Here is a 14,916-nt window from a genome sequence, read left to right on the forward strand (position 1 = left end):
CTGAGTGACTAACCTCGTGGGATCTGCCTGAGGCCCGATCTCCCGAGTGTGGTCCTGAGTGACAGGTCCGAGGCTCACCCCCGAACTTCATGAAGGGAACCGGACATGGGTCCCCATCCTGCGGTCGCGGCGATACGCCTGGCGGTCCGCCGCGTACTCCACGACGTACTGACCGACGTACAGCGCACCGACGCCCAGCGCGCCGACCTACGGCGCCCCGAAGCACAGCGCAGCCCCGAGCGCGTCCCCGCACGCCCCTCTCACCCCCACCCTCCACGCGAGCAGGCCACGACGCCACTCGTCCTTGTCGCGTGCTCCGGCGGCGCCGACTCCATGGCACTCGCCTCCGCCCTCGCCTTCGAGGCCCCCAAGCTCGGCATCCGCGCCGGCGGCGTCACCGTCGACCACGGGCTGCAGGACGGCTCCGATCTGCGCGCCGCCGAGGTCGTCTCGCGGCTCACCGCCCTCGGCCTCGAACCGATCGAGTCCGTCGCCGTCGACGTCGGCCGGGACGGCGGCCCCGAGGCCGCGGCCCGCGACGCGAGATACGGCGCGCTGGACGCCGTCGCCGAGCGCCACGGCGCCGCCGCGATCCTGCTCGGCCACACCCGCGACGACCAGGCAGAGACCGTGCTGCTCGGGCTCGCCCGCGGCTCCGGAATCCGCTCCCTGTCCGGGATGGCGGCCGTGTCCGGCGGGCCGGGGGCCGACCGCCGCTACCGCCGCCCCTTCCTGCACATCGACCGGCAGACCGCTCGCAAGGCCTGCATGGTCCAGTCGCTGCCCGTCTGGGACGACCCGCACAACACCGACCCCGCCTACACCCGCTCGCGGCTGCGGCACGAAGGTCTGCCCGCCCTGGAGAAGGCGCTCGGCAAGGGCGTCGTGGAAGCACTCGCCCGTACGGCCCAGTTGTCCCGGGACGACGCCGACGCCTTGGACCACTGGGCCGCACAGGCGGAAGCTTCCGTGCGCGACGCCGCCGGGCTCCTGGAGTGCGCCAAGCTCTACGCCCTGCCGCCCGCCGTGCGCCGCCGCATCGTGCGCCGCGCCGCCATCGAGGCGGGCGCGCCGGCGGGTGCGCTGTTCGCCCGGCACCTCGAAGAGGTCGACCGGCTGATCACGGGCTGGCGCGGCCAGGGGGCCATCAATCTCCCGGGCAAAGTCGTCGCTCAGCGCCAGGGTGGCAGACTGGTGATCCGGCAAGGCTGTTGACCGAGGGGCCCCTGGTCCCCGCGCAGCCGGTGGGACGGACGACCGAAAGTGATGCGGGTGGACGCGAAAGACATGGGCACCGACCTTCAGTCGGTGCTCATCACCAAGGAAGAGATCGACGCGAAGCTGGCTGAGCTGGCGGCGAAGATCGACGCGGAGTACGCGGGCAAGGACCTGCTGATCGTCGGAGTGCTCAAGGGCGCAGTGATGGTCATGGCGGACCTGGCGCGTGCGCTGTCCACCCCGCTCACCATGGACTGGATGGCCGTGTCGTCTTACGGCGCGGGCACCCAGTCCTCCGGTGTGGTGCGGATCCTCAAGGACCTGGACACCGACATCAAGGGCAAGCACGTCCTGATCGTCGAGGACATCATCGACTCCGGTCTGACGCTGTCCTGGCTGCTCTCCAACCTCGGCTCGCGTGAGCCCGCGTCGCTGAAGGTCTGCACGCTGCTGCGCAAGCCCGAGGCGGCCAAGGTCGCGATCGACGTGGAGTGGGTCGGCTTCGACATCCCGAACGAGTTCGTCATCGGGTACGGCCTGGACTACGCGGAGAAGTACCGCAATCTGCCGTTCGTCGGCACCCTCGCTCCACACGTCTACGGCGGCTGATCCCCGGTCGTCCCGGGTCCTCCCGGCCAACTCCACGGAGGCGGCCGGGAACCCTCACCCGTTTCCCGGCGTTGGAGCATGCGAAGACGGGTTTGTCAGCCGTCCCGTGCGGTATCGGGTGACAATGCTGGGGTACCGTCCGAAGAACAGTCTTTATCAAACTCACTATGGCAGGAGGGACGGGGCGTCATCGCTCCGTATGGATGGACGTGAAGCGATACTTCCGTGGGCCAGTCATGTGGATCGTGTTGGCCGTCCTTGCCGTGGTCGTGTTGATGCAGGTCGTCGGTTCGTCCGGCGGCTACAAAACGGTGGACACCGGCCAGGTCGTTCAGGCGATCAACGACAACAAGGTCGAGTCCGCCAAGATCACCACCGGTGACGAGCAGACCATCAAGGTCGAGCTCAAGGATGGCCAGAAGGTCAAGGACAGCAGCAAGATCCAGGCGAGCTACATCGGCGACCAGGGTGTCGCCATCGCCAAGACCTTGCAGGACAAGTACCAGGACAAGCAGATCCCGGACGGTTACACCGTCTCGCCGTCGAAGCAGAACCCGTTCGTCGGCATCCTGCTCTCCCTGCTCCCCTTCGTACTCATCGTCGTTGTCTTCCTGTTCCTGATGAATCAGATGCAGGGCGGCGGCTCCCGGGTCATGCAGTTCGGGAAGTCCAAGGCCAAGCTGATCACCAAGGACACCCCGAAGACGACGTTCTCCGATGTGGCCGGATCTGACGAGGCGGTCGAGGAACTCCACGAGATCAAGGAATTCCTCCAGGAGCCGGCGAAGTTCCAGGCCGTCGGGGCCAAGATCCCCAAGGGCGTGCTCCTGTACGGGCCGCCCGGTACGGGCAAGACGCTCCTCGCGCGTGCTGTCGCGGGTGAGGCCGGCGTTCCGTTCTACTCGATCTCCGGTTCCGACTTCGTCGAGATGTTCGTCGGTGTGGGTGCCTCGCGTGTGCGTGACCTCTTCGAGCAGGCCAAGGCGAACGCCCCGGCGATCGTCTTCGTCGACGAGATCGACGCCGTCGGCCGGCACCGCGGTGCCGGTATGGGCGGCGGTCACGACGAGCGCGAGCAGACGCTGAACCAGCTGCTCGTCGAGATGGACGGCTTCGACGTGAAGGGCGGCGTCATCCTGATCGCCGCCACGAACCGCCCCGACATCCTCGACCCGGCGCTCCTTCGCCCCGGCCGTTTCGACCGCCAGATCGCGGTCGACCGTCCGGACATGCTGGGCCGTCTGGAGATCCTCAAGGTTCACCAGAAGGGCAAGCCGGTCGCCCCGGACGTGGACCTGGGCGCGGTGGCGCGGCGTACGCCGGGCTTCACCGGCGCCGACCTGGCGAACGTGCTGAACGAAGCGGCGCTCCTGACGGCGCGCGGCGACAAGAAGCTCGTCGACAACCACTCGCTGGACGAGGCGATCGACCGCGTCGTGGCCGGTCCGCAGAAGCGGACCCGGATCATGTCCGACAAGGAGAAGAAGATCACCGCGTACCACGAGGGCGGACACGCCCTGGTCGCGGCGGCGTCTCCGAACTCGGACCCGGTCCACAAGATCACGATCTTGTCGCGCGGCCGGGCCCTCGGTTACACGATGGTCCTGCCGGACGAGGACAAGTACTCGACCACGCGCAACGAAATGCTCGACCAGCTGGCATACATGCTGGGCGGGCGCGCGGCCGAGGAGCTCGTCTTCCACGACCCGACGACGGGCGCGGCGAACGACATCGAGAAGGCCACCGCGACCGCACGGGCCATGGTCACGCAGTACGGCATGACCGAGCGGCTCGGCGCGATCAAGTTCGGTGGCGACAACACCGAGCCGTTCCTGGGCCGCGAGATGGGTCACCCGCGCGACTACTCGGAAGAGGTCGCGGCGCTGGTCGACGAAGAGGTCAAGAAGCTCATCGAGACCGCGCACAACGAGGCCTGGGAGATCCTCGTCGAGAACCGCGACGTTCTCGACAACCTGGTCCTCCAGCTCCTTGAGAAGGAGACCCTGAACAAGGAGCAGATCGCCGAGGTCTTCGCAGGCATCGTGAAGCGCCCGGCACGCCCGGCGTGGACCGGTTCCACGCGGCGCACGCCCTCGACCCGCCCGCCGGTGCTCTCCCCCCGGGAGCTGTCGCTGACGAACGGTGCGAACGGCGCCACGCCCGCGGTGACCGCAGGCCCGACGGAGACGCCCATCGAGGTGACCAAGGAGGATCGCCCCGAGAGCTGATCCCCGGCGCCTCAGCAGGCCCGGAATGGAAGCTGCGCCCCCCTGGTTCTAGCCTGGGGGGCGCAGTTTTTCGTACGTACTGACGCGCTGGTGCGTGGAACGCAAGGAACGAGGCACAGATGACCGACCCCGTGACGCTGGACGGCGAGGGCACGATCGGCGTGTTCGACGAGAAGCGGGCCGAGAACGCCGTGCGCGAGCTGCTGATCGCGGTCGGGGAGGACCCGGACCGCGAGGGCCTGCGGGAGACTCCCGGACGCGTGGCACGCGCGTACAAGGAGATATTCGGCGGTCTGTGGCTCAAGGCGGAGGACGTCCTGACGACGACGTTCGACCTCGGCCACGACGAGATGGTCCTGGTGAAGGACATCGAGGTGCAGAGCTCCTGTGAGCACCACCTGGTGCCCTTCCACGGCGTCGCGCACGTCGGCTACATCCCGTCGTCCGACGGGAAGATCACCGGCCTGTCCAAGCTCGCCCGTCTCGTGGACGTCTACGCGCGCCGTCCGCAGGTCCAGGAGCGGCTGACCACGCAGGTCGCGGACTCCCTGATGGAGATCCTGGAGCCGCGCGGCGTCATCGTGGTCGTCGAGTGCGAGCACATGTGCATGACCATGCGCGGAGTGCGGAAGCCGGGCGCCAAGACGATCACGTCGGCGGTGCGCGGGCAGATGCGTGACCCCGCGACACGCAACGAGGCGATGAGCCTGATCATGGCGCGCTAGCGCCGACGACAGCGCGCCCGGCTCTAAGCGCCCCCGGCCCTATGCGGCCGGGGCCGCCCCGCCGTTCACGTCGTCGTCCTCCGGGAGCTTGCAGACCCGCTCCAGGAAGAAGGCGGCCGCTATGACGGCGATGCTCGCCACCAGGGAGAGGCCTGCGTAGATCGCCTGGTCGCGGCGGGACGGGACGTCCAGGTACTCCAGGAGGAAGGCGCCCGTGCCGCCGTACATCCCGGCGACCAGGGCGGCCACCAGGGCGCTCGCCTGGCCGAAGACGACCGCGCGTGCGGCCATCAGCGGCTCGACGCCCTTCGCGCCGGGGCGCCGCTCGCGCTGGGCGCGCAGCCGGGCCCGCAGCGAGAGCGCCGTGGCCAGCAGCACCGCGGCGATCACCGCGAGCACGATGGGGGCGGCCAGCGGGACCCGCGGCAGGGTGCCGACGGAGTCCCACAGGCGGGCGCCCGCCCAGGACAGCACACCGGCCACCACGAAGAGGCCGGCCAGTGTCCTGATGCGCAGCTGCTTCACGGATGACCCTTCATCGTCGTACGGACCCGCCTCTCGACTCGTGCGGGTCCGATAGACCCTAACGATTACTCGGGCAGGCGGAGTTCCAGGTCGACACGGGGCGTGACGCCATCGCGGGTGACCTTGGCGAGCAGCTCGGCGACCGGGCCGTGTCCCGCCAGCTGCGCCTCGGGCTCCACGTCGTGCCAGGGGGCCAGGACGAAGGCACGTTCGTGCGCGCGCGGGTGGGGGAGCGTGAGGACCGGGTCGTCCGAGACGACCTCGGCGTACGCCACGATGTCGACGTCGATCGTGCGGGCGGCCCAGCGCTCGTCCCGCACGCGGTGGAAGGCCTCCTCGACCGCGTGCGCCCGCTCCAGGAGCGAGGAGGGCGGCAGGGTCGTCTTCACCACGACGACCGCGTTGAAGTACGACGGCTGGGTGCCGGGCTCGACGCCCCAGGGCTCCGTCTCGTAGACCGGGGAGACGGCTTTGACGCGCAGGCCCGGGGTGTCCTCCAGGGCGTCGATGGCGCCCTGCAGCGTCTCCAGGCGGTTGCCGAGATTGCTGCCGAGGGAGATCACGGCGCGCTTGGGGTTGGAGAGGGTCGTGTCGGCGGCGTCGACCTGTTCCACCACGGCGGTCGGCACCGGCTGGACGGTCGGGTCGCTCTGCCCTTGCGTGGAAAACGCGGTCATACTCGGCTCCGGGTGATGGTGACGGTCACATCGTCGAAGGGGACGGTGATCGGGGCGTCCGGTTTGTGGACGCACACCTCGACCTCCAGGACTCCGTCGTGCTTCAGACACGTCTGGGCGATGCGCTCGGCGAGCGTCTCGATGAGGTCCACCGGGTCGCCCTCGACGGCGGCCACGACCTCCTCCGCCACGACGCCGTAGTGCACGGTCTTCGCCAGGTCGTCGTCGGCGGCGGCCGCACGGGTGTCCAGGCCAATAACCAGGTCCACGATGAAGGTCTGGCCCTCTTCGCGTTCCCGCGGAAAGACACCGTGGTGCCCACGGGCCTTGAGGCCGCGCAGCGCGACACGATCCACGCGAATCACTCCTGCAATCGTCGGTATCGGCAGGCCTGTACCGAGTGCGGTCGGCACACCAGCCTCGATCGAATCTACCTGCGAGCACTGACAGTCCTCGCCCGCGGGGGCTTCTGGAACCGCCCCTACCCACTCAGGAGGGTGAGTCCTCGCCCTCTTCGTCGTCGGTTTCGGCGAGTACGGGTGAGGCGTGGTGCGACCAGAGCTTCCATCCGTCCACTGTGCGGCGGAACACATTGGTGGCGACGACGAGCTGGCCGACGAGCGGGCCGAGTTCACCGCCGGCCTCGGGCGGCGGGCCGCCGCTGAGGATGTTCTCCGTGCAGGTCACCAGGGCGGTGTCACCGGCTACGCCGACGTGTACGTCGGTCAGGAAGAACTGGATGTACTCGGTGTTCGCCATGATCAGCGCGTACGACCTGAGGACCTCGCCGCGGCCGGTGAGGACCGGCCAGCCGGGGTGGACGCAGGAGATCGGGGCCTCGTCGCCGTCGTCCGCGACGTCCTCGTCGTCCCGGCCCTCCGGGTCGTCCGGCGGGGCCGCGTCCGCGTCCAGCCAGAGGTCGGAGAGCTCGTCGAAGTCGCCGCGCTCCAGTGCTTCGTAGAACGCCGTGTTGGCCTGCTCGACCTGCTCCACGTCGGTCCTGGCCCCGGTCACTGCGGACCGCCTGCCGCGCTGGTCACGGCGTGTGCGACACGGACGGCGTCGGCGGTGGCCCGCACCTCGTGCACGCGGACCGCCCAGGCGCCCTGGTGGGCGGCGATGGCGGAGACGGCGGCGGTGGCCGCGTCGCGCTCGCGGGCGGGCGGCGGAGCGCCCTCGGGGCCCGCGAGGACGCGGCCGAGGAAACGCTTGCGGGAGGCGGCGACCAGGATCGGGTGGCCGAGCTCACGCAGGCGGTCGAGGCGGGCCAGGAGCGCCAGGTCGTGCTCGGCGTCCTTGGAGAAGCCGAGGCCCGGGTCGACGACGATGCGCTCGGGGGCGATGCCGCCCTCGATGGCGGCCTGCACGCGCGCGTGCAGCTCGTCGAACACTTCGGAGACCACGTCCTCGTAGACGGGCTTGGCGTGGATGTCGGTGAGGAAGCCGCGCCAGTGCATCACCACGAAGGGCGCACCCGCGGCGGCGACGGCCGGAACCATGCGCGCGTCGGCGAGGCCGCCGCTGACGTCGTTCACCAGGACGGCGCCCGCGGCGAGCGCCTGCTCGGCGACGGTGGCGCGCATGGTGTCCACGGAGAGCGGCACGCCCTCGGCCGCCAGGCCCCGCACGACGGGGATCACGCGCCGCAGCTCCTCGTCCTCGTCCACGCGCGGGGCGCCGGGACGGGTCGACTCGCCGCCCACGTCGACCAGGTCGGCGCCCTGGGCGACCAGGTCGATGCCGTGCTTGACGGCGGCCGTGGTGTCGAACCAGCGGCCTCCGTCGGAGAAGGAGTCGGGGGTCACGTTCACGACCCCCATGACCGCACAGCGGCCCCACTCCGGCAGCCCCTCGATCGATCCCCGCCCGCGCAACGTACTCATGCCTCCAGCCTAGGCCCGTGCGGCCGGGCTCTATGCCGCCCGGACCTCGTGCTCCGCCGTGCGGTGCGGGCAGGGACGGCGCTGCGCGCTGCCCCCGCGCAGGAAACGGGGCAGGGCGAGGGTCACGAAGCCCTCGGCCTGCATGGCCGCGAAGCCGATGCGGGGGAGGTCTTTGGAGGAGCGGTAGACGACGAAGCGGGGCTCCCAGCGGGGGCGGAACTTCGCGTTGAACTTGTACAGGGACTCGATCTGGAACCAGCGCGACAGGAAGACGAGCAGTCCGCGCCAGGCGCGGAGCACCGGGCCCGCGCCGATCTTCTCGCCGCGGGCGAGGGCCGCGCGGAACATCGCGAAGTTGAGCGAGACGCGGGCGATGCCGAGCTTCGGGGCGGCCTGCAGGGCGGCCACGATGAGCAGCTCGTTCATGCCGGGGTCGGCGGCGCGGTCGCGGCGCATGAGGTCGAGGGAGACGCCGTCCTTGCCCCAGGGGACGAAGTGCAGGACGGCCTTGAGGTCTCCGTAGGGCCCCGGTTCCTCGTCGGCCTTGTGCGCGGTCGCGATCAGACAGTCGCCGTCGTCCGGGTCGCCGATGCGGCCGAGCGCCATGGAGAAGCCGCGTTCGGTGTCGGTGCCGCGCCAGTCGTCGGCGGCGCGCTGTATCCGCTCCAGCTCGCGCTCCCCGAGGTCACGCACGCGCCGTACGCGGGTCTCGTAGCCATTGCGCTCGATCCGCTTGACCATCTGGCGTACGTTGCGCATCGCACGCCCGGACAGGGAGAAATCCGCGACATCCACCACCGCCTCGTCGCCCAGTTCGAGGGCGTCCAGGCCGGTCTCGCGGGTCCAGACCTCACCGCCGGTCTCGGAGCAGCCCATGACGGCGGGCGTCCAGGAGTGGGCCTTCGCCTCGTCCATGAAGCGCTCGATCGCGCCCGGCCAGGCCTCCACGTCGCCGATGGGGTCGCCGCTGGCGAGCATCACCCCGGAGACGACGCGGTAGGTGACCGCCGCCTTGCCGCTGGGGGAGAAGACGGCGCCCTTGTCGCGGCGGAGCGCGAAGTGGCCGAGCGAGTCGCGGGCGCCGTGCTTGTCGAGCAGGGCGCGCAGCTTCGTCTCGTCGTCCTCGGTGAGCCGTGCGGCCGGGTGTTCGGGGCGGAAGGCCAGGTAGATGGTGGTGAGGGCGGTGAGCATGCCGAGCGCGCCGAGCGAGTAGGCGACCGTCCAGGACGTCGTCCCGTAGTAGTCGACCGGGCCCTCGAAGCCGAACAGGCCGTACAGGACGTGGGTGAGGCGGTCCGTGATGCCGGGGTCCCCGATGACCTTGCCCGGGTGGGCGCTGACGATCACCAGGCCGAGGAGGATGGAACCGGCTCCCAGGAGCACGAAGTTGGCCAGCGCCCGCCAGCGGCTGCGCGGGTCGGGCAGCGCGGCGAACTCACTGCGGTGGCGCAGCAGCAGCGTCAGGAGGGCGAGCGAGATCAGTACGCCGATGACCGAGTGCCGGTAGGCGAACTGGGCCACGGCACCGGCCGGGAGCAGCACCACGGCGGCCCGCCAGGCCCGCCGCTTGTGGCGGCGCAGGCCGTGCGCGAGCAGCAGCAGGAGGACGCCCGAGCTGAGCGCGAGCGCGGCGGCGAAGGGGCCGAGCGCGCCGGGCAGGACCTCGGCGATGGCGTGCATCCGGCTGTGCCGGAAGCGGGGGAAGACGCCGGCCGCGACATTCAGCAGGCCCACGAGGGCGCAGGCACGGGCGACGATGGTGGGCACGGCCTCGGGGCGGGGGCCGCTGAGCAGTCGGCCGAGTCTGCTGTGGCTGCCGACACGGAGCCCTCCGGTACGGCGCCGACCCTCGGGGCGGCTGCCCTCACTGTCCGGAACCGCACCCGACATTTCCGCATCTATCCTGACAGACATCGCATCCCGTGGTTCTGCGAGAGAGCTTGATTCCGGCACCAAAACGGCATCCGGCGACATTGCGCCCTCTAGGACGGTCCTTCTGGGGCTCGGGTTCACTCCCGACCGGAAAACCGCCGGAAAAGAACCACGGAACAGGCAGAAAGCGCAGGCAGAACACCCCATGGGTCTGACGAGCAACAAGGTTCTCGCGCTGGCGGTGCTCCTCGCCGTCGCGCTGTTCATCGGCACCATCTGGTTCTGGCCGCGCCTGGCGCGGCAGTCCTGGCGGGCCGTCACCGGCCGTGTCGGGCTCCTCGTCGCCACCCAGCTGGCGATCTTCGCCTCGGTCGGCCTCGCCGCCAACCAGGCGTTCGGCTTCTACGCCACGTGGGCGGACCTTTTTGGCCAGGAGACGAGCCCCGGTGTCGTCGTCGACCACGATCCCGCCAAGGGCGAGACCCCCGTCGACGTGCGCGGCACCCGGTCGGTGAACGTGCCCGGCGGTGACAGGCCCTCGACCGGCGGCCAGATCCAGAAGGTCGTCGTCAGCGGGAAGGAGGCGGACATAGCGAGCCCCGCCTACGTCTACCTGCCGCCCGAGTACTTCCAGCCGCAGTACAAGAAGCGCACGTTCCCCGTGTCCGTGGTGCTCACCGGCTACCCCGGCACCGCCGAGGCGCTGATCAAGGGCCTGCACTACCCGCAGACCGCCCACGAGCAGGCCAGGCGGGGCAAGATGAAGCCGATGATCCTGGTCATGATGCGGCCCACGGTGGCGCCGCCGCGGGACACCGAGTGCGTGGACATCCCCGGTGGCCCGCAGACCGAGACGTTCTTCGCCAAGGACCTGCCCGGCGCCATCTCCGAGCACTACAGGACGGGCGGGACCGCGGGCAGCTGGGGCGTCATCGGCGACTCCACGGGCGGCTACTGCGCCCTGAAGCTGGCCATGCACCACCCCGACGTGTACGCCGCGGGTGCGGGCCTCTCCGCGTACTACAAGGCGCCCATCGACGTCACGACGGGCGATCTCTTCCACGGCGACAAGGAGTTGGAGCAGCGCGCCGACCTCATGTGGTACCTCGACCACATGCCGGCGCCCAGGACGTCCCTCCTTGTCACCACCAGCAAGCAGGGGGAGGACAACCGCAAGGACACCGAGGAGTTCATCGGCAAGGTGAAGTCGCCCACCAGGGTCTCGTCGATCACGCTCGACAGCGGCGGGCACAACTTCAACACCTGGCGCAGGGAGATCCCCGCCACCCTGGAGTGGATGAGCGGCCGCCTCGACGGCAAGTAGGGCTCCGGTTCCCCAAGCCGGGTCCTCAGCTCCCGCCGATGGCCGTGATCGTCTCCAACTCGACCTCCCCGCGCGCGATGTCGCGGGCGTCCGCCGCCGTCGACCTGCGCAGCGCCTCGTGCAGCCGGGCCGGGGTGAGGACGCCCAGGAAGCGGCCCTCGCTGTCCTTGTCGATGACCGCGATCCAGCCCGCGTCGTGCTGGAGCATCGTGGCGAACGCCTGCTTCAGGGTGGCGCCCACCGGGAGCCACGCCTCCATGCGGCGCGCGTGGTCCCGGACCGTCCCCTTGCCGCCGTGCGCGTGCTCGGCGGAGATCCAGCCGTGCAGGTTGTTCTCGCCGTCCAGGACGACGGCCCAGCGGGCGTCCAGCCGCGCGGGCAGCGGGTCGTCCAGGTGCAGGACGGGCGGCTGCTCCAGGTCGCCCTCCTCGATGGGCGTCACGGAGAGGCGCTTGAGGCCGCGGTCCGCGCCGACGAAGTCCGCCACGTAGTCGTTGGCCGGTGCGCCCAGGATCGTCGAGGGGGTGTCGAACTGCTCGATGCGGCCCTCTCCGTAGACGGCCATGCGATCGCCCAGGCGGACGGCCTCCTCGATGTCGTGCGTGACGAAGAGGACGGTCTTGCGGACGGCCTGCTGGAGGCGGAGGAACTCGTTCTGCAGGTGCTCGCGCACCACGGGGTCGACGGCGCCGAACGGCTCGTCCATCAGGAGCACGGGCGGATCGGCCGCCAGCGCGCGGGCCACGCCCACCCGCTGGCGCTGGCCCCCGGAGAGCTGCTCGGGGTAGCGGTCGCCGTACGTGGCGGGGTCGAGGCCGACCAGGTCGAGGAGTTCGGCGGCGCGCTCGCGGGCCTTGCCGCGCTTCACGCCGAGCAGGTGCGGGACGGTCGCGGTGTTCTCCAGGACCGTTTTGTGCGGGAACAGGCCGACCTGCTGGATGACATAGCCGATCCGGCGCCGGAGTTGGACCGGATCGATGGTGGATATGTCGTCACCTTCGACGTATATCCGGCCCTCGGTCGGCTCGATGAGACGGTTCACCATCTTCATCGTCGTCGTCTTTCCACAGCCCGACGGGCCGACGAGCGTGACCAGTTCGCCCTCGGCGACCTCGAAGGACAGGTCGTCGACGGCCGTGGTGCCGTCCTCGTACCGCTTGGTGACGTGCTCGAACCGGATCATGATTCCCCATTGTTGCGGGCGTTGTGTAAAGCCCATGTTGCGCCAGTACGACGAGTCTCGGCGATTGTCGGTGCTCCGCGTTAGGGTCGCCAGACGGCCTCAGGAAACGGGACGCGGGGGGAGTGGGGCGGGATGAGCGAGCAGAACTGTCTGGTGACGAACGACTGGATCTGCGGGGAGTACGTGAGCTCCCGCAGCCAGGAGTTGATCGACGCCACCGTGCAGCACGTGGGCATCACCGCGGCCTCGGTCGCCATCGGCGTCGCCGTCTCGCTGCCGCTCGCGCTGCTCGCGCGGCGCTGGCGCTTCCTCGCGGGCCCGATCCTCGGCGTGACGACCGTGCTCTACACCGTGCCCTCGCTCGCGATGTTCTCGCTCCTGCTGCCCTTCTTCGGGCTCTCGGCCTCGCTGGTCGTCACGGGCCTCGTGCTGTACTCCCTGACGATCCTCGTGCGGAACATCCTGGCGGGGCTCCAGGCCGTGCCGGAGGAGGCGCGGGACGCCGCCAGGGGCATGGGGTACGGCCCGCTGCGGCTGCTGTGGGAAGTCGAACTGCCGCTCGCGCTGCCCGCCCTGCTCGCCGGTGTCCGCATCACGACGGTCTCGACGGTGGCGCTGACGACCGTAGGGGCGATCGTCGACTACGGAGGCCTCGGATCGCTGATCCTCGACGGCCTCGACACGACCTTCAAGGCGCAGGTGCTCACCGCCTCCGCGCTCTGCGTGCTGCTCGCCCTCGTCGCCGACCTGCTCCTCCTCGCGCTCCAGCGGTGGCTCACGCCCTGGACACGCGTCCATCGCATACGTACGAAGCGTTCCGCCCCCGCGGAGCGCACGGCCAAGGTGGCTGAACCTGCATGAACGCGATAACCGGCGCGTACGACTGGCTGACCACGGGTGCCAACTGGCAGGGCGAGAAGGGGGTGTGGCACCGTCTCGCCGAGCACCTGTACTTCAGCGGTGTGTGCCTCGCCGCCGCGTGCCTGATCGCGCTGCCGATCGCCCTGTACCTCGGGCACATCGGCAAGGGCGGCGCCCTCGCGGTGAACATCTCGAACGTCGGCCGCGCGGTGCCGACCCTCGCGGTGCTCGTGCTGCTCACGCTCACCCCGCTCGGCGAACACGGGGACATACCGACCCTGATCGCGCTCGTCCTGTTCGCGGTGCCGCCGCTGCTGACCAACGCGTACATCGGGATGCGCGAGGTCGACCGGTCGGTGGTGGAGGCCGCGCGCGGGATGGGCATGAGCGGCGGCCAGCTGTTCGCGCGGGTCGAGCTGCCCCTCGCGTACCCCCTGGTCATGACCGGTGTCCGGTCCGCCGGCGTGCAGGTCGTCGCCACGGCGACGCTGGCCGCGATGGCGGGCGAGGGGGGCCTCGGCCGGATCATCACGGCCGGGTTCAACCTGCAGAACACGCCCCAGGTGGTGGCGGGGGCGCTCCTCGTGGCGCTGCTCGCGCTCTTCGTGGAGGTGGTGCTCGTCGTGGTGGGGAAGGTCTTCAATCCCATGCGTGGGCGCTCGGGGGTCGCGCAGTGACCTCCGACGGCAGTTTCCAGTGGTTCCCGGAGTCTTTGGCTCCCAGGGTCTTCGGCTCCCAGAATTTTCGAAATGGTGGTTCACCGATGAACAGCACAACGCGTCGCGCGCGACGGATGGCAGGGGCGGCCGTGGCCGTCGTGGCGCTGACCGCGGGGCTCACCGCGTGCGGCGGGGACAGCCTGGAGAAGGACGGCAAGGGCGACGGGGACAAGGCGGGCGGCAAGGGCAAGCTCGTGGTCGGGTCGGCCCGGTTCACCGAGCAGAAGGTGCTCGCCGAGCTCTATGTGGGCGTCCTGGAGGACGCCGGATACGACGCCGAGGTCAAGACCGTCCAGAACCGCGAGGTCTACGAACCCGAGCTGAAGAAGGGCGCGATCGATGTCGCCCCCGAATACGCGGCGACGCTCGCGGAGTTCCTGAACCTCGGCAAGAACGGCCCGAAGGCGAAGCCGGTCGCCTCGAATGACGTGGACGCCACGGTGACCGCGCTGAAGAAGCTCGCCGAACCGCGCGGCCTGAAGGTGCTTCCGGCCGGTGAGGCGGTCGACCAGAACGCGTTCGCGGTGACCAAGGAATACGCGAAGAAGCACAAGCTCAAGACGCTTTCGGATCTCGGGAAGTCCGGCGAGAAGGTCAAGATCGCCGCGAGTGACGAATGCGAGTCGCGGCCGTTCTGCGCTCCGGGACTGGAGAAGACGTACGGCATCGACGTCGCGGGAATCGACCCCAAGGGCGTCGGCACCACGCAGTCCAAGCAGGCCGTCAAGAACGGCACGGACCAGGTGGTGCTGACCACGACCACCGACGCGACGCTCGACGGCTTCGGTCTGGTGGCCCTCGAGGACGACAAGAAGCTCCAGAACGCGGACAACATCCTTCCGGTTGTGAACGCGAAGGATGCGGGCGACAAGGAGATAGCCGACGCGCTCGGGAAGCTCACCAAGGCGCTGACGACGGAAGATCTCGCGGAACTCGACCGGAAGGTCGATGTGGAGCGGCAGAAGGAAGCCGATGTCGCCCGTGAGTATCTGGAGTCGAAGGGATTGATCAAGAAGTAGCGCGGCCGAAACTGGAGTTGAGTGGCCGAAGAGGAGCGGGAAGGGTGGGGAGTCAGCACTATGGCGCTGTCAT

15 protein-coding genes are annotated in these 14,916 nt (G+C 69.8%); 8 read left to right on the forward strand and 7 right to left on the reverse strand.

Annotation, left to right across the window (positions count from 1 at the left end):
- Window positions 1–105: 105 nt before the first annotated feature.
- The 4 genes from tilS (at window position 106) to folE (ending at window position 4,780) form a co-directional block, all read left to right on the forward strand.
- Window positions 106–1,215: a tRNA lysidine(34) synthetase TilS gene (gene tilS / locus ACIGXX_RS15525; RefSeq protein ID WP_351171923.1), complete on the forward strand. Its 1,110-nt coding sequence runs from the start codon at window positions 106–108 to the stop codon at window positions 1,213–1,215.
- Between the two features lie 51 nt (window positions 1,216–1,266).
- The gene (gene hpt, locus ACIGXX_RS15530) at window positions 1,267–1,827 is read left to right on the forward strand and encodes a hypoxanthine phosphoribosyltransferase (protein ID WP_135330538.1); all 561 of its coding nucleotides are present in this window, start codon (window positions 1,267–1,269) and stop codon (window positions 1,825–1,827) included.
- A 203-nt stretch (window positions 1,828–2,030) separates the two neighbouring features.
- Entirely contained in the window at window positions 2,031–4,055 is a 2,025-nt protein-coding gene (gene ftsH / locus ACIGXX_RS15535; RefSeq protein ID WP_351171920.1) for an ATP-dependent zinc metalloprotease FtsH, read from the forward strand.
- 119 nt (window positions 4,056–4,174) lie between these two features.
- A complete protein-coding gene (gene folE / locus ACIGXX_RS15540) occupies window positions 4,175–4,780 on the forward strand; it encodes a GTP cyclohydrolase I FolE (protein WP_351171916.1) in 606 nt (201 codons plus the stop codon).
- Between the two features lie 39 nt (window positions 4,781–4,819).
- Here folE and ACIGXX_RS15545 read toward each other — a convergent pair whose 3' ends face one another.
- From ACIGXX_RS15545 to ACIGXX_RS15570, 6 genes are all read right to left on the reverse strand, one after another.
- Entirely contained in the window at window positions 4,820–5,305 is a 486-nt protein-coding gene (locus ACIGXX_RS15545) for a DUF3180 domain-containing protein (RefSeq protein WP_351171913.1), read from the reverse strand.
- Window positions 5,306–5,370: 65 nt separating this feature from the next.
- Entirely contained in the window at window positions 5,371–5,982 is a 612-nt protein-coding gene (gene folK / locus ACIGXX_RS15550) for a 2-amino-4-hydroxy-6-hydroxymethyldihydropteridine diphosphokinase (RefSeq protein WP_351171910.1), read from the reverse strand.
- The gene (gene folB / locus ACIGXX_RS15555; protein WP_351171907.1) at window positions 5,979–6,338 is read right to left on the reverse strand and encodes a dihydroneopterin aldolase; all 360 of its coding nucleotides are present in this window, start codon (window positions 6,336–6,338) and stop codon (window positions 5,979–5,981) included. The genes folK and folB overlap by 4 nt, the downstream gene beginning before the upstream one ends.
- 133 nt (window positions 6,339–6,471) lie before the next feature.
- On the reverse strand, window positions 6,472–6,996 hold the full coding sequence (locus ACIGXX_RS15560; protein ID WP_351171904.1) for a nuclear transport factor 2 family protein: 525 nt from the start codon (window positions 6,994–6,996) through the stop codon (window positions 6,472–6,474).
- Window positions 6,993–7,865: a dihydropteroate synthase gene (gene folP, locus ACIGXX_RS15565; protein WP_351171901.1), complete on the reverse strand. Its 873-nt coding sequence runs from the start codon at window positions 7,863–7,865 to the stop codon at window positions 6,993–6,995. Before folP ends, ACIGXX_RS15560 begins: the two co-directional genes overlap by 4 nt.
- A gap of 30 nt (window positions 7,866–7,895) precedes the next feature.
- On the reverse strand, window positions 7,896–9,755 hold the full coding sequence (locus tag ACIGXX_RS15570; protein ID WP_351171898.1) for a phosphatidylglycerol lysyltransferase domain-containing protein: 1,860 nt from the start codon (window positions 9,753–9,755) through the stop codon (window positions 7,896–7,898).
- Between the two features lie 187 nt (window positions 9,756–9,942).
- Here ACIGXX_RS15570 and ACIGXX_RS15575 point away from each other — a divergent pair, with 187 nt between their 5' ends.
- Window positions 9,943–11,061 (forward strand): alpha/beta hydrolase-fold protein, encoded by a 1,119-nt coding sequence (locus ACIGXX_RS15575; protein WP_351171895.1) that lies wholly within the window; start codon window positions 9,943–9,945, stop codon window positions 11,059–11,061.
- 25 nt (window positions 11,062–11,086) lie between these two features.
- Here ACIGXX_RS15575 and ACIGXX_RS15580 read toward each other — a convergent pair whose 3' ends face one another.
- Window positions 11,087–12,244 carry a betaine/proline/choline family ABC transporter ATP-binding protein gene (locus ACIGXX_RS15580; protein WP_351171892.1) on the reverse strand — a complete coding sequence of 386 codons (1,158 nt, stop codon included), beginning with the start codon at window positions 12,242–12,244 and terminating at the stop codon, window positions 11,087–11,089.
- 132 nt (window positions 12,245–12,376) lie between these two features.
- Between ACIGXX_RS15580 and ACIGXX_RS15585 the strand changes: the two genes are divergently transcribed.
- From ACIGXX_RS15585 to ACIGXX_RS15595, 3 genes are all read left to right on the forward strand, one after another.
- Entirely contained in the window at window positions 12,377–13,105 is a 729-nt protein-coding gene (locus tag ACIGXX_RS15585; RefSeq protein ID WP_351171889.1) for an ABC transporter permease, read from the forward strand.
- Window positions 13,102–13,782, forward strand: coding sequence for an ABC transporter permease (locus tag ACIGXX_RS15590; RefSeq protein WP_399975920.1), 681 nt, complete (start codon window positions 13,102–13,104; stop codon window positions 13,780–13,782). Before ACIGXX_RS15585 ends, ACIGXX_RS15590 begins: the two co-directional genes overlap by 4 nt.
- Before the next feature lie 86 nt (window positions 13,783–13,868).
- Window positions 13,869–14,843, forward strand: coding sequence for an ABC transporter substrate-binding protein (locus ACIGXX_RS15595; RefSeq protein ID WP_351171883.1), 975 nt, complete (start codon window positions 13,869–13,871; stop codon window positions 14,841–14,843).
- The last annotated feature ends 73 nt before the right edge of the window (window positions 14,844–14,916 follow it).

Source organism: Streptomyces sp. NPDC055243 (assembly GCF_044544025.1).
Classification (GTDB): domain Bacteria; phylum Actinomycetota; class Actinomycetes; order Streptomycetales; family Streptomycetaceae; genus Streptomyces.

What these genes read in the sequence shown, in the direction of transcription:
- folP (WP_351171901.1), bottom strand. Translation starts at nt 7,865, where the DNA reads ATGAGTACGTTGCGCGGGCGGGGATCGATCGAGGGGCTGCCGGAGTGG.
- tilS (WP_351171923.1), top strand. Translation starts at nt 106, where the DNA reads ATGGGTCCCCATCCTGCGGTCGCGGCGATACGCCTGGCGGTCCGCCGC.
- ACIGXX_RS15570 (WP_351171898.1), bottom strand. Translation starts at nt 9,755, where the DNA reads ATGTCGGGTGCGGTTCCGGACAGTGAGGGCAGCCGCCCCGAGGGTCGG.
- folK (WP_351171910.1), bottom strand. Translation starts at nt 5,982, where the DNA reads ATGACCGCGTTTTCCACGCAAGGGCAGAGCGACCCGACCGTCCAGCCG.
- folE (WP_351171916.1), top strand. Translation starts at nt 4,175, where the DNA reads ATGACCGACCCCGTGACGCTGGACGGCGAGGGCACGATCGGCGTGTTC.
- ACIGXX_RS15590 (WP_399975920.1), top strand. Translation starts at nt 13,102, where the DNA reads ATGAACGCGATAACCGGCGCGTACGACTGGCTGACCACGGGTGCCAAC.
- ACIGXX_RS15585 (WP_351171889.1), top strand. Translation starts at nt 12,377, where the DNA reads ATGAGCGAGCAGAACTGTCTGGTGACGAACGACTGGATCTGCGGGGAG.
- ACIGXX_RS15580 (WP_351171892.1), bottom strand. Translation starts at nt 12,244, where the DNA reads ATGATCCGGTTCGAGCACGTCACCAAGCGGTACGAGGACGGCACCACG.
- hpt (WP_135330538.1), top strand. Translation starts at nt 1,267, where the DNA reads ATGCGGGTGGACGCGAAAGACATGGGCACCGACCTTCAGTCGGTGCTC.
- ACIGXX_RS15595 (WP_351171883.1), top strand. Translation starts at nt 13,869, where the DNA reads ATGAACAGCACAACGCGTCGCGCGCGACGGATGGCAGGGGCGGCCGTG.
- ftsH (WP_351171920.1), top strand. Translation starts at nt 2,031, where the DNA reads ATGGACGTGAAGCGATACTTCCGTGGGCCAGTCATGTGGATCGTGTTG.
- ACIGXX_RS15575 (WP_351171895.1), top strand. Translation starts at nt 9,943, where the DNA reads ATGGGTCTGACGAGCAACAAGGTTCTCGCGCTGGCGGTGCTCCTCGCC.